10 protein-coding genes and 1 pseudogene are annotated in these 13,943 nt (G+C 41.1%); all 11 read left to right on the forward strand.

The annotated features are described in order from the left end of the window. A partial coding sequence (locus NJ959_RS15775) for a glycosyltransferase family protein (RefSeq protein WP_254012694.1) occupies window positions 1–1,216 on the forward strand: 1,216 nt, incomplete at its 5' end. Between the two features lie 80 nt (window positions 1,217–1,296). Further along, window positions 1,297–2,091: pseudogene (locus NJ959_RS15780) on the forward strand (polyprenol monophosphomannose synthase); the annotation flags it as partial. Window positions 2,092–2,425: 334 nt separating this feature from the next. Continuing rightward, complete coding sequence (locus NJ959_RS15785; RefSeq protein ID WP_254012695.1) at window positions 2,426–3,634, forward strand: glycosyltransferase; 1,209 nt, start codon at window positions 2,426–2,428, stop codon at window positions 3,632–3,634. Between the two features lie 724 nt (window positions 3,635–4,358). Next, window positions 4,359–6,341: a glycosyltransferase family 39 protein gene (locus tag NJ959_RS15790; RefSeq protein ID WP_254012696.1), complete on the forward strand. Its 1,983-nt coding sequence runs from the start codon at window positions 4,359–4,361 to the stop codon at window positions 6,339–6,341. A 175-nt stretch (window positions 6,342–6,516) separates the two neighbouring features. Then, complete coding sequence (locus NJ959_RS15800) at window positions 6,517–6,945, forward strand: hypothetical protein (protein WP_254012697.1); 429 nt, start codon at window positions 6,517–6,519, stop codon at window positions 6,943–6,945. Window positions 6,946–7,239: 294 nt separating this feature from the next. Continuing rightward, complete coding sequence (locus NJ959_RS15805; RefSeq protein ID WP_254012698.1) at window positions 7,240–8,553, forward strand: SWIM zinc finger family protein; 1,314 nt, start codon at window positions 7,240–7,242, stop codon at window positions 8,551–8,553. A 313-nt stretch (window positions 8,554–8,866) separates the two neighbouring features. Then, window positions 8,867–10,402, forward strand: a complete 1,536-nt coding sequence (locus NJ959_RS15810) for a DUF5691 domain-containing protein (protein WP_254012699.1) — start codon at window positions 8,867–8,869, stop codon at window positions 10,400–10,402. Window positions 10,403–10,595: 193 nt separating this feature from the next. Further along, window positions 10,596–10,943 carry a four helix bundle protein gene (locus NJ959_RS15815; RefSeq protein WP_254012700.1) on the forward strand — a complete coding sequence of 116 codons (348 nt, stop codon included), beginning with the start codon at window positions 10,596–10,598 and terminating at the stop codon, window positions 10,941–10,943. Beyond that, entirely contained in the window at window positions 10,940–12,106 is a 1,167-nt protein-coding gene (locus NJ959_RS15820) for an ATP-binding protein (RefSeq protein ID WP_254012701.1), read from the forward strand. The genes NJ959_RS15815 and NJ959_RS15820 overlap by 4 nt, the downstream gene beginning before the upstream one ends. Window positions 12,107–12,165: 59 nt before the next feature. Further along, complete coding sequence (locus NJ959_RS15825; protein WP_254012702.1) at window positions 12,166–12,624, forward strand: FHA domain-containing protein; 459 nt, start codon at window positions 12,166–12,168, stop codon at window positions 12,622–12,624. A 299-nt stretch (window positions 12,625–12,923) separates the two neighbouring features. Further along, a partial coding sequence (locus NJ959_RS15830) for a DUF5682 family protein (protein ID WP_254012703.1) occupies window positions 12,924–13,943 on the forward strand: 1,020 nt, incomplete at its 3' end.

Raw genomic sequence — 13,943 nt, forward strand, 5'->3', positions numbered from 1 at the left:
CAACTACTATTTATTCCACTCCTTAAACGTCAGAATGTACGGACAACTTATACTATGGATAACCCTAAGTGCCTGGGCAATTCTAGAATTAATTAACCACCAAAATCATCACCCCCAAACCCCATCCGCTACCCCATCCGCTGCCAAATCGCCCCCCACTTTGCAAACAAAACTCCTCTGGCACTTAATACTAACTATTGCCGTAGCCTGTGGATTCATGACATTTTATTACTTTGTCTATTTTCTATTAGCATTAGGCCTATTAGTCTTAATTTTAGATAGGCAGCGATGGTGGCAATATGGATTAAGCTTAGGTGCAGGTGTATTAATAACCATTCCCTGGGTGCTTTGGGGAACCAGACAGCAGCTTAGAAACGCAGATTTTGAACGATTTTCTAAAGCAGCCAGTATCGGAGAAGCAATATCAAAACACTTTGAAGGAGTCACACAAACCCTAGGAATTCATTTAGTACTAGGAGATTGGATTACCAGCGTACCGCCGATAACAGCCACAATAGCAGGAATAATTGCGATCGCACTCCTAATCGCTTGCAGTATCAGCCTTTGGCAGGAAAATCAGCATCGCGTTTTGACTGTAGCATTACTTTTAGGAATTTTTCCCTTTTTGATAGCTCTGACACTGGATATTATCAAAGGTCAATTTACCTTGGGTTTTGGCTGGGGCAGATCCATGATTTTAATTTTACCCGGCTGTCTGTTATTATTAGTAGGGTGGATTGAACGGGCAGCCGGAAAATGGCGACAAACCGCAGCAGCAATTTTACTTATCCTTTATTTGACTACTAGCATTGGTGATTTTAGCCTGCGACATCGCTGGATATTTCATCAAATTGCGGATATAATTAAGCAAGAGCCAGCGACACCCACATTAATCGTCATGAATTCCAATGCCTGGGGTCATGTTCTCCGTTTAGCTTACTATATGCCAGCCAACTTGCCAGTACAATTGTTGGCACAGAAGTCCGAGGAAATTGCATCTGCTCTAGAAAAAACTATTACATCTAGACCAACCGAATATCAACGTATTCTCTGGTTAGATAGTGCTAGGCCAGTTTGGGGATCTGCTAGTACACCCACTCAACGAGATCGAATGAAAAAGCTTCTAGACCAGCAATTCCAACTGAAGACAACACAACAACTGTCAGGCACAATGGAACTAGACAAATTTACTGCCTATCTTTATCAACGTGAATGATGGTAGAGATTTGAAATTACTAATCGATTTGTTTTCTACTGAAATCAAAAATCCGGAAATCCTTAACCAATAAATAATCTATGAGTTTAAGTCAACCCCATCCACTTTTACCAGTTCCTTCTGGCTCCTTAGAAATTCGGGAACTACCAATCTTATCACAAGCTGGTGACGATCGCCCCCTCCGGTTTTCCCTAATTATTCCCACCTATCAAGAAGCCAAAAATGTCAAAAAGCTTGTCCACAAATGCAACAAGTTACTCAAGAGGGAAATACCTGGGGAATACGAGATAATTGTCGTAGACGATAATAGTCCCGATGGCACTTGGGAAATAGCCCAGAATTTAATGTCAGAATATCCTCAATTACGGGTGATGCGACTGGTTGAAGAAAGGGGATTATACACAGCAGTAATTCGCGGTTGGCAAGTAGCACGAGGCGAGGTATTAGGAGTAATTGATGGGGACTTTCAGCATCCACCAGAAGCATTATTAAAATTATGGGGTGAAATTAAACGGGGTGGAGATATGGCCGTTGCGAGTCGCCACGTTGCAGGGGGCAGCGTAAGTGACTGGAGTATCGTGCGCCGATTTTTATCTCGCGGTCCCCAAACTGTCGGATTAATTTTACTACCTGGGGTAGTCGGTCGAGTTTCAGATCCGATGAGTGGTTACTTTATGGTACGTCGCAAATGTTTAATTGGTTGTACTATGAGTCCCCTAGGTTACAAAATTTTAATCGAGGTTTTGGCGAGGGGCAGAGTACCCTGGATTGGGGAAGTTGGTTATCAGTTTAAAGAGTGCGCGAATAGTGAAAGTAAGGTTACTGCCAAACAGTATATAGATTATCTTCGCCATCTCCTCCGCTTGCGTTTGTCTTTGTGACCAATAGGTAGATTACTGCGATTATTGCATCTGCTGTAGAAAAAACTATTACATCTAGACCAACCGAATATCAACGTATTCTCTGGTTAGATAGTGCTAGGCCAGTTTGGGGATCTGCTAGTACACCCACTCAACGAGATCGAATGAAAAAGCTTCTAGACCAGCAATTCCAACTGAAGACAACACAACAACTGTCAGGCACAATGGAACTAGACAAATTTACTGCCTATCTTTATCAACGTGAATGATGGTAGAGATTTGAAATTACTAATCGATTTGTTTTCTACTGAAATCAAAAATCCGGAAATCCTTAACCAATAAATAATCTATGAGTTTAAGTCAACCCCATCCACTTTTACCAGTTCCTTCTGGCTCCTTAGAAATTCGGGAACTACCAATCTTATCACAAGCTGGTGACGATCGCCCCCTCCGGTTTTCCCTAATTATTCCCACCTATCAAGAAGCCAAAAATGTCAAAAAGCTTGTCCACAAATGCAACAAGTTACTCAAGAGGGAAATACCTGGGGAATACGAGATAATTGTCGTAGACGATAATAGTCCTGATGGCACTTGGGAAATAGCCCAGAATTTAATGTCAGAATATCCTCAGTTGCGGGTGATGCGACGGGTTGAAGAAAGGGGATTATCCACAGCCGTAATTCGCGGTTGGCAAGTGGCAAGAGGCGAAGTTTTAGGAGTAATTGATGGGGACCTTCAGCATCCACCAAAAACATTATTAGAATTATGGGGTGAAATTAAACGGGGTGGAGATATGGCAGTTGCTAGTCGCAACGCAGAAGGTGGAGGTGTTAGCAAGTGGAGTATCGTGCGCCGATTTTTATCTCGCGGTGCCCAAATTCTTGGATTAATTTTACTACCAGGGGTAGTCGGTCGAGTTTCAGATCCGATGAGTGGTTATTTTATGGTACGTCGTAAATGTTTAATTGGTTGTACTATGAGTCCCCTAGGTTACAAAATTTTAATCGAGGTTTTGGCGAGGGGCAGAGTACCCTGGATTGGGGAAGTTGGTTATCAGTTTAAAGAACGTTTGGAAGGTGAAAGTAAGGTTACTGCTAAACAGTATATAGATTATCTTCGTCATCTCCTTCGCTTGCGTTTATCTTTGGGGCCAATAGGTAGATTACTGCGATTTGGGGTGGTGGGATTCAGCGGCGTATTTGTTGATATGGCGGTGTTTTATTTGCTGCGTATTCACCTTGGCTTAGGGCTGACTCGCAGTACAATTTTATCCGCAGAAGTGGCAATTTTTAACAATTTTTTGTGGAACGATTTGTGGACGTTTGGGGATATTGCACGTCGGCAACCTGGGAAGCGTCAGCGCTTTAGACGCTTTTTGAAGTTTAACACGGTTTGTCTGGCAGGAATCATTCTGCAAACGTTGTTAGTGAATTTGTTCTTTAATGTCTTTGGTATGAATCAATTTGTGGCAAAATTAGTAGCGATTGCGGCTATTGTATTTTGGAACTTTTGGCTGAATTTAAAGCTGAGTTGGCGGGTTACTGATGTGAAAAAATGAATGGACAAGGGGCTTAAGCCCCTTGTTAGTCTTTGGATCATCCTCGTTGGTTTAGTTACAGATTATAAAATACTGAAATGGCTCACAATAGTTTGCAAAATTTGCTAAAGGTTATTAGCCCCCCTTTGGATTATTAGCCCACAATAGCTGAAACGACGCAATCTCGTCAAGTATTGAGAATTAATCTTAATAAAATTAACGAAGTTAAGCCACTTTCAGCGATCGTTTGTTAAGTTATGTTAATTGGTGTTTTTTTTTTCAGGGAGAGGGGTTGGGGTGAGGGGAAAACCCTCTCCTCCAGATCGGGATATCCCGGACTGGACACCTGCAAATAATAGTTATCAAATTGCACTCATCTATTTAGTCTAAAATTAGACTAATATTTTGACAGACTAAGTAGGTTAGAACTCAGATCTTGCACCAATGTCATTAACTGTAGGGTGGGCTGTCCCCACTAACGTAATCATCAGCTTTTCAAGCTATATTGGGGACTGCCCACCCTACAAAAAATAACTTCTCAAAGGAGTAAGGACTATAAACATCCAATTCCAAAACTACAATAATAAGATCCTAAGCTACTAAGTATTTAAACTGTATATTCTCAAAAATGGCAAATTAGCGAAAATCAGGTAAGAATTCCCCCTTAAGAGTTTCTAGTATCAATTTAGACGAACAACAGCCGAGCGCAAACAAGAAATAACAAACGACCAACAACCAACAACAAATGAAAAAAAACTTTAACCTATTACTACTATTACTCTGGATTACCATCGGGACTGGTTTACGCTTCACCAACCTAACTCAAAAGTCACCATGGACAGATGAATTTGCCACAATGGTATTTAGTCTCGGTCATAGTTTTCATAATATTCCCCTAAACCAAGCAATTTCCATCGATACTCTCCTCCAACCTCTACAATCTCAATCGGGAGTTAGAGTAGGCGAAGTATTCCATTATCTCCTCACAGAAGATCACCATCCACCTCTATATTTTATCTTACTTCATTGGTGGATGGGACTATTTGCCAACTCTGGAGAATATATCTCACTTTGGGGGGCACGATCGCTACCTGCTTTGTTTGGTGTCGCCTCCATTCCTGCAATCTATGGACTAGGTTTATTAGCATTTCGTTCTTCATTAGTCGCTCAAATAGCAGCAGCAATGATGGCAGTTTCTCCTTATGGTATCTATCTAGCTCAAGAAGCTCGTCATTATACTTTAGCAATCCTGTGGGTGATTGCTTCTCTTTCCTGCTTAGTCGCTGCCATACAGTATCTGAAACGTCAGACTATATTACCAATTTGGCTAATCCTAGCTTGGGTAATGGTTAATAGTTTAGGGATAGCAACTCACTACTTTTTTAGTCTCACTCTCTGTGCCGAAGCCATAGTAACGATCGGATTCTGGGTGTTAGAGATTAGAGTAAATGGAAAAAGGGGAGTCGGCGGAATCAGCAGTGTTTCTCAAGCCGCAAAGGGAGAAGCATTCGGAGAAAAAACCTCGGATTATAGTGATGAGTTATCCAGCGAATCCTTCGCCCATACTCCAGATTTTGAACTTGAAAAATACCCTCTAAAAGAAAATTATTCTTCTCTTTCCACTCAAAAAAAAACACTCCCAAAAAACCACTCCCTAAGAATTATCGCAGTTATTCTCGGAACATTAGTCGGATGTTTAGTATGGATACCTATTTTACAGAATGGTTACGATCCTCAGATGACACAATGGATAGCAAAAGGCGATCGCACTTTATCAGGCTGGATTAACCCAATTTTTCAGGCACTCGCAGCTTGGATTACTACGATCTCTCTACTGCCTGTAGAAGCGTCATCTTTGTTGGTTGTGATTATCTCTGGTGCAATAATGCTGGGATTTTTCATCTGGGCAACACCAATTTTATATCGCGGGATTAAAGCTCAGTTAAAAATACCCGAAAATCGTTTATCAACAGAGGTTTTGGCAACTTTTGTCTTAGGCGCGATCGCAATATTCTTTGGTATTACCTACATCCTCGGCACTGACTTAACTAGAGGTGCTAGATATAATTTCGTATACTTCCCTGCTGTTATCGTCTTAGTAGCAGCAGCACTTTCAGTAAAATGGAATTACTCTAAGTTTATTACCACTGACTCTTCACAATCTTACCTCGCTTTACCTACCCTTAGTAAGGGCAAACAAAAACTAAATTTTAAAAATAAGGGTAAACGTGCAGTAGCGATAATTTGGCTAATGGGTTTGTTAAGTGCTATAACTGTAGTCAGTAATCTAGGATATCAGAAATACTACCGTCCCGATCTTTTAGTGTCAGGAATTCAAAAAGTATCTTCCTCGCCAATACTGATTGCCACAACTCACAATACCCTTGTCCAGACAGGTGAAATGATGGGGATTGCTTGGGAGTTAAACCATAAAATAAAGACAGATAAATCACCAATTAATTCAGAAGTTCTATTTATGTTAGTACATCAAGAAGAAGAGCAATGTACGATAGCCCCAGGAAAAACCTGCCCTGCTGCGATCGCACTCGAACAAACCCTAACTCAACTACCTCGTCCCCTAGATTTATGGCTAGTCAATTTTAAAGCCCCAGCCGAGGATCTCCCTAACTGCTTTGCAGAAGATCTCGCCCAATACCAAACAGCCGTAGATGGCTACAATACAAAGTTATATCGCTGTTTAGCTGATAATCCTGAAGCTTCCCAGTAAAGCAATAAATTGATATCATAGTCAAAAGTAAAAAGAATGACTCATTCCCCAATCCTTCCCATTCACCGTTACCTAGACAAACAACCAACAACCAACAACCGATGGGGAGTGGGGAGTGGGGAATGACTAATAAGTAATAACCAACAACCAACAACCAATAACCAATAACAAAAACATGAGTAATCTAGGCAAAAAGAGATTAGATACCATTTGGGCGATCGCAAGTTATGCCGCAGGTAGCAGTACAATCGCTGCGGCTCCCACTCCTGGCGGCACAATTACCAAGCAGGTGATTTTAACCGCATCTGATATTCTGATGTACACCCAAATCTGGAAAACCTATTTTGAGGAAGAGTTATCAGAAAAAGAACTTATCGATATGCTCAAAGATTTGGGTTTAATTGCAGTAGCAGCCGCAGGAAGCGCTTATATTGTTGTCCAAAGCAGTACAATAATAGTCCGGGAAATCATTAATTGGTTTGGTCCAATTGGCTGGGGGATTTCTGCGATTATTACAGGTTCCCTCAATGCTTTATGTGGGGCAGCACTAGCTATCTATTGCGATCGCATCTATTGTCAGAAAAATCCCGAAGTTACAGAATAAAAGGATGAAGGATGAAGTATGAAGTATGAAGGATGAAGGATGAAGTATGAAGTATGAAGGATGAAGGATGAAATAATGATAATTGATTGTACAAGTTTATTCTTCATCATTGTTTGGTTAGGACTTAGGTCAAGCCTCTATATGTAGGGTGCGTTATGCTTGGCTAACGCACCATTATAACTATATGTAATGTAGCTAGTAGGGTGCGTTATGCTTGGCTAACGCACCATTATAACTATATGTAATATAGCCGCGTAATTCCTGTGAGTTAAAGTTAAACCGAAATATGATAAAATGCTCATACCATGGACAGCAGAACAAATTTTAGCATTAGCACCAGATACTACTTTCGTCAAAGATGCTATAGACTTAGCCACATTACGCAAATGGCATGAAATAGGAACTAATGATAAAGTAGTCTGGGGAAAATACCAGGGAATCGAAAAACATCCTTGCCAAACCCAAATAGACTTAGGAGAAACAGCTTTTAAATGTACCTGTGCTACGGATAAAATTCCCTGCCAACATAGTTTAGCCTTATATTTACTTTTAGTAAAAAATCCCAATATCTTTACCCATAACCAACCCCCCGACTGGGTGCAAGACTGGATCGAGTCACGCCGTCAAAAACAGGCAAAGAAAGCAGAAGCTGAAACTATTGTAGATCCAGTTTCTCAAGCTAAACGCGCCGCCAAAAGGGAAGAAAATGTTACCGCTGGCATAGAGGAATTAGACTATTGGTTACGAGATTTAGTGCGAGGTGGATTAGCCACATTATCACAACAAGACAAGAGCTTTTGGGAGACAACCGCAGCACGAATGGTTGATAATCAAGCACGACTATTAGCGCGTCAGATAAGGATTATGAGCAATATCAATCCCACAGATACTGCTTGGACAGAGGAATTGCTAAAGGGATTGGGAATCCTATACTTATTATTAGAAGGATTCAAACGTCGGACGACTCTTTCTCCTGAGAGCCAAGCGGATATTTTGACTAGGATTGACTGGGAATTTGATAAACAGTTAGCTCATGGCATCAGTTTACACGATCGATGGCTAGTCTTAGGAGAGCGGATTGAAGAAATTAACGGGGAAAAAGATTTACTTGAAGCTAGCACTTGGTTATGGGGATGGGAAAGCAAACGATTTGCCCTAATTTTGCAATCAACTCACATCAGTAAACCACTGGAAAGAAGTCTTTTCCCTGGTACTTGTTTCGAGGGAGAGATAGTTTTTTTTAAGAGTGCATATCCCCTACGCGCTATCGTCAAACAACATCACTCCCCACTCACCCCTATCTCATATATCCCCGGAGAGAAGACGATTAATGCTGCTCTTTTTGAATATACAAAGGCATTATCTTCTCAACCATGGATTGATAGATTTCCATTATCCTTACAAGCCATTATTCCTCAACAATATAAAAATGGTTGGGCATTGCGAGACTCAACCAACAATATATTACCAATAACTCCGAAATTTGAGCAAGGTTGGCAGCTATTAGCCATTAGCGGTGGACATCCCATAAATGTATTTGGAGAATGGAATTACAATTGCTTTTTACCTTTAAGTGCTTGGGCAGAAGATTATTTTATAAGTTTTTAATTTGTTGTTGGTTGTTTGTTGTTAGTTATTTGTTGTTTGTTGTTAGTTATTTGTCGTTAATGTCTATTATCAGCAACAGTCAAAATTAAAACATAACAATTAACAAGCAACCTCCTACAATTGATTGAATGCTCTTCCCCACTACCAATAATAAATAACCAATCACCAATCACCAATAATAAATAACCAATCACCAATCACCAATCACCAATAATAAATAACCAATCACCAATCACCAATCACCAATAATAAATAACCAATAATAAATAACCAATAATAAATAACCAATCACCAATCACCAATCACCAATAACATGAAAATTTGGCAAGATATTCTCACAACAGCATTAGTAGGTACAGAGAGAAAAATCCTAACTCCAATTCCCTCAACAGATCAACTTAGTCAACTTCTCTCCCAATTAAATTATAAAGATCCAGAAGGCACATTACTCAGTGCAGCAGCCATTATTTCTCTATATCAAAAAGCTGGACAAATACCTGTAACAGATAACCAACCGCTCCCCACACCCTGCCAAACAGATAATAATTCAAACTGCAGCCCCCTGTCGGCTCAATATCTCAAAGTAATGTTACTTAAAGAAAGGCAACAACTTTTACCCGAATGGTTAGCAGCCGCAGCCACAGCAAGAAAACAAGTACCAGCTTATTACTTACCAGAATTATTAGAATTAGGGCGTACTTCACCCCATTTACGACTAGCAATTATGTCAGTTTTGGGTAAGCGGGGACGTTGGTTAGCAGGACAAAATCCTAAATGGGATTATGTAGTAGGTGAAGATATTGAGATAACTTGGAAAACAGGTAGTAGCGCTGCAAGACAACTTCTATTTGAACAACTCCGTACTGAAAATCCAGGAGATGCACGGGAAAAATTAACAAAGATCTTTCCACAAGAAAAACTAGATCAACAGTTAGCATTTTTAGAAATATTCCAGACTGGATTGAATATGGATGATGAGCCATTTTTAGAATCACTATTGGATAATAAATATCAAAAAATACAACAAAAAGCTGCTGAATTATTAGCGCACTTACCAGGATCTCGCCTATCTCAGCGAATGGCTAAACGAATCACTTCCGCATTAATTATGAAACAAAATCGCAATCGCCTCCATCTCGACTTCACCCTTCCTAATGGCAATGATGAAGCAATGACGAGAGATGGAATTAATGGCAAACAGCCTCCAAAATTACTCGGAGAAAAAGCCTGGAAAATTTTACAAATAGTAGCATCTACACCACTCTCATTTTGGACAGAAATTAATCGCATATCCCCAACCGAATGGATACAAGCAGCTAAACGCAGTGAATGGGATCGAACACTAGTAGATGCCTGGGTTGTTGCAGCCTTACGACAAAAAAATCCTGACTGGGCAGAAGCATTACTCTCCATTCACACTAATTTTAATGGCTATTTAGTCAATAACGATATATCGATTCGGGGACTAATTAATTCATTGTCAACTCAACGACGGGATACCTTTTTTATCAAACTTATACAGGAAAATAAGACAGTATTTGATAGCCAAAACCCAGCCTTCTCCCTCCTCCGTCATTATCGCTATCCTTGGAGTACTGAATTCACCATGGCTATTATAAAAAGTCTAAAATATCACCTGAATAATACTAAAAATCCCTACGATTGGACATTACAATCTGCTTTTAAAGATTTTGCCTGTTATATTCCGCTGTCCATCGTACCAGAGCTATCTCTTAGCTTACCTAATATAGTACCAAATAATCCCAGTTGGGGATATTTCTGGAAAGAAGCAATAGATGAGTTGATCGTATTATTAAATTTTCGGACAGAAATGCTTAAGGAGTTTTGAGTTTTGAGTTTTGAGTTTTGAGTTAGGAATTGGGAATTGGGAGTTTTGAGTTAGGAATTGGGAATTGGGAGTTTTGAGTTAGGAATTGGGAATTGGGAGTGTAAGGGCGAGTCGTTGTTTTGATCTAGAGGAGTAACCAATTACCCCAATCAACTCGCCCGTCCATCACTGCGTTGAGGAATGAGTTTTTAATATGGCAGAAAGTATTATTCAGAAAAAAAGTTTTGAATTCGCACTGGAGATTATTGAACTATATCGTCAACTACAAGATAATCGAGAATATGTATTGTCTAGACAATTGTTACGCAGTGGAACTAGTATAGGAGCAAATGTTGAAGAGGCTAGTGCAGGTCAAAGCAGAAAGGACTTTCTATCAAAGATGTCTATTGCCTCAAAGGAAGCCAGAGAAACTCAGTATTGGCTAAGGTTGCTACAAAGATCAAAGCTAGTAGACATTGATGTAACCAATCAATTATCCCATGTCAATGAACTTATTCGGATATTAACTTCAATAGTCAAAACAACAGGAGAACAATTATGACTGATTCAAAAACTGAAACTCAAAACTCAAAACGGACTTCGTCCCGCTACGCTAACAAAACTCAAAACTCAAAAGTCTCTTCTGGCAACTCTCTGCTCCGGGAACAAGCAGAGCAACAGTACAGTCAAGAATTAGAAGAACTAGCAAAATCAGATCGACGAAAGCGCCCAGCCAATTGGAAACTGTCCCCTTGGGCTGTGACAACTTACCTCTTGGGAGGCACACTAGAAAACGGATTTGCGATCGCACCCAAGTATATCGGCGATCGCAGATTAATCGAAATCGCGATCGCAACCCTAACCACAGACAGAGCCTTATTGCTCCTTGGGCTTCCCGGGACAGCAAAATCTTGGGTTTCCGAACACTTAGCAGCGGCAATTTCAGGTGACTCTACTTTATTAATTCAAGGCACAGCAGGGACAAGTGAAGAATCGATTCGCTATGGCTGGAATTATGCCAAACTTTTAGCAGAAGGACCATCAATTAATGCCCTAGTTGCCAGCCCAGTAATCCGGGGAATGAGAGAAGGCAAAATTGTCCGTGTCGAAGAATTAACCCGGATTCCCCCTGATGTCCAGGACACTCTAATTACTATTCTTTCAGAAAAAATGTTACCCATTCCTGAAATTGGAGAACAAGTCCAAGCGATTAAAGGGTTCAACTTAATTGCTACAGCCAATGACAGAGACAAAGGAGTAAACGACCTCTCCAGTGCCCTCAAACGTCGCTTTAATACCATAGTCCTCCCTTTACCCAAAACCGTCGCCGAAGAAGTGGACATCGTACAGCGTCGAGTAGCCAGTTTAGGAAGTGCCTTAGAATTGCCAGTCGAACCCCCAGCCCTAGAAGAAGTCCGCCGCATCGTCACCATATTCCGCGAACTCCGTAACGGTATAACTGAAGACGGTAAAACAAAGCTTAAATCTCCTACTAGTACCCTTAGCACTGCCGAAGTAATTTCAGTGGTAAACAGTGGCTTGGCACTAGCCGCTCATTTCGGGAATGGTAGCCTCTCTTGTGCCGATATCGCTTCTGTACTAGTTGGTGCAGTCATCAAAGACCCCGTGCAAGATAAACTAGTTTGGAAAGAATATTTAGAGACAGTCGTTAAAGAACGAGAGGAATGGAAAGACCTCTATCGCGCTTGCCAGGAACTAGTATAAAACAGTTAGGGATAATATTGAATAAGGCTGAAGTCTCTAGCACCTACCAGTAAGAATCTATGAAACTTGAGATGCTCCCACTAAATCCCTCTCCAGACTATCAATCTCCAGATAGTCTCCCACCCTTGGACTCTGAAAATGAAAACTTGTCGGAACTAACTGAAGGCCATGTGTTGATTGTTAAAGATGAGCGCGGACAACATCGGTTTGTCCTCGATGGGGATATCTATTCCATCGGGCGAGAGCGGGATTGCGATATCCGATTATATTCTCTGTTTGTCTCGCGCCATCATGCCACCTTAGTCCGCGTCCATCATGAAGATGGGGCAGACTCATATCGAATTGTGGATGGCACTCTGGAAGGGAGGGTGAGTGCAAATGGGTTACTGATTAATGGGAAAAAGCTCCATAGCTATGACCTGGAAAATGAAGAAAAAATTGTTTTCGGTCCAGGAGTCCAAGCGATTTATTACAGAGTCCGTCAACCTATAGATAACGTGGAGGGAATGGAATCATAACACCCAGTTGTAAATTTTTGGTAAATTTTTAGCTCGCCTCACGCTCAGGGTTGAGGGAGTGGAATCATCACACCAAGTTGTAAATTTTTGGTAAATTTTTAGCTCGCCTCATCCTCGGGGTGGAGGGAGTGGAATGATAACACCAAGTTGTAAATTTTTGGTGAATTTTTAGCTCGCCTCATGCTTGGGATGAGTTAGTCAGTTTCATCTGCTTAATCATTGCAAAAATCATTAAGGATAGGGGAAATGGGAATTGGGAAATTGGTACTCTAAACTACAGCAGCAACTTAACCAAAACTATGAGTACCCATATCTTCGGCATTAGACACCACGGTCCAGGTTCGACACGCGCCCTCCTGCAAGCACTACACGCTCTAAAACCTGATGCCATCTTAGTCGAAGGTCCACCGGATGCAGATTCTATCTTGCCGTTAGTAGTCCATCCGGACATGAAGCCGCCTGTTGCTCTAATCGTTTATAGATCGGATCGACCTCGACAAGCTGTTTATTACCCTTTTGCTGTATTTTCTCCAGAGTGGCAGGCTATTCAGTATGGTTTAATTCATGGTGTGGCCGTCCGTTTTATGGATTTGCCCCAGACTCATCAGTTTGGGTTAGCGGATTTAGCAGCGGATTTAGCAGCGGATGGGGATTTGGCAGGGGATGGGGATTTGGTTGTGGATGGGTTAGGGGATATTGCGGGGGATGATAATTTAATGTCAAGTTCCCCGTCTGAAATTACTACCACAGAAATTAGATTTGATCCTCTGGGTTGGTTGGGGAAGGCAGCGGGGTATTCTGATGGAGAAAGCTGGTGGGAACATCTAGTTGAACAACGTCAAGATAGCACAGATTTATTTACGGCAATTTTAGAGGCGATGACGGTTTTGCGACAGGAAACCCCTCCATTACTAGATCCCATCGAAGCAAAACGAGAAGCCTATATGCGCAAAATAATCCGCACAGCCCAGAAAGAAGGATTTCAGAAAATAGCTGTTGTTTGTGGGGCTTGGCATTCTCCTGCATTAGCCCAAATCCCCACAACTAAATCAAAATTACAAACTAATTCCCCACTCCCCACTCCAAAAAACCCACTCCAAAAAACCCACCAAGATGATACCCTCCTCAAAAAACTACCAAAAATAAAGATAGAAGTTACCTGGATACCTTGGACTTACGGACGACTTTCCTACAAAAGTGGTTATGGTGCAGGAGTAAAATCCCCTGGTTGGTACGATCATTTATGGCACTCAACACTCAAAACTCAAAACTCAAAACTCAAAACTCAAAACTCTACTCCCCACTCCCCACTCCCCACT

The organism is Limnofasciculus baicalensis BBK-W-15 (assembly GCF_024178385.1).
Taxonomy (GTDB): Bacteria; Cyanobacteriota; Cyanobacteriia; order Cyanobacteriales; family Coleofasciculaceae; genus Limnofasciculus; species Limnofasciculus baicalensis.

Coding starts and splice junctions, on each gene's coding strand:
- NJ959_RS15785 (WP_254012695.1), top strand. CDS start 2,426: ATGAGTTTAAGTCAACCCCATCCACTTTTACCAGTTCCTTCTGGCTCC.
- NJ959_RS15790 (WP_254012696.1), top strand. CDS start 4,359: ATGAAAAAAAACTTTAACCTATTACTACTATTACTCTGGATTACCATC.
- NJ959_RS15800 (WP_254012697.1), top strand. CDS start 6,517: ATGAGTAATCTAGGCAAAAAGAGATTAGATACCATTTGGGCGATCGCA.
- NJ959_RS15805 (WP_254012698.1), top strand. CDS start 7,240: ATGCTCATACCATGGACAGCAGAACAAATTTTAGCATTAGCACCAGAT.
- NJ959_RS15810 (WP_254012699.1), top strand. CDS start 8,867: ATGAAAATTTGGCAAGATATTCTCACAACAGCATTAGTAGGTACAGAG.
- NJ959_RS15815 (WP_254012700.1), top strand. CDS start 10,596: ATGGCAGAAAGTATTATTCAGAAAAAAAGTTTTGAATTCGCACTGGAG.
- NJ959_RS15820 (WP_254012701.1), top strand. CDS start 10,940: ATGACTGATTCAAAAACTGAAACTCAAAACTCAAAACGGACTTCGTCC.
- NJ959_RS15825 (WP_254012702.1), top strand. CDS start 12,166: ATGAAACTTGAGATGCTCCCACTAAATCCCTCTCCAGACTATCAATCT.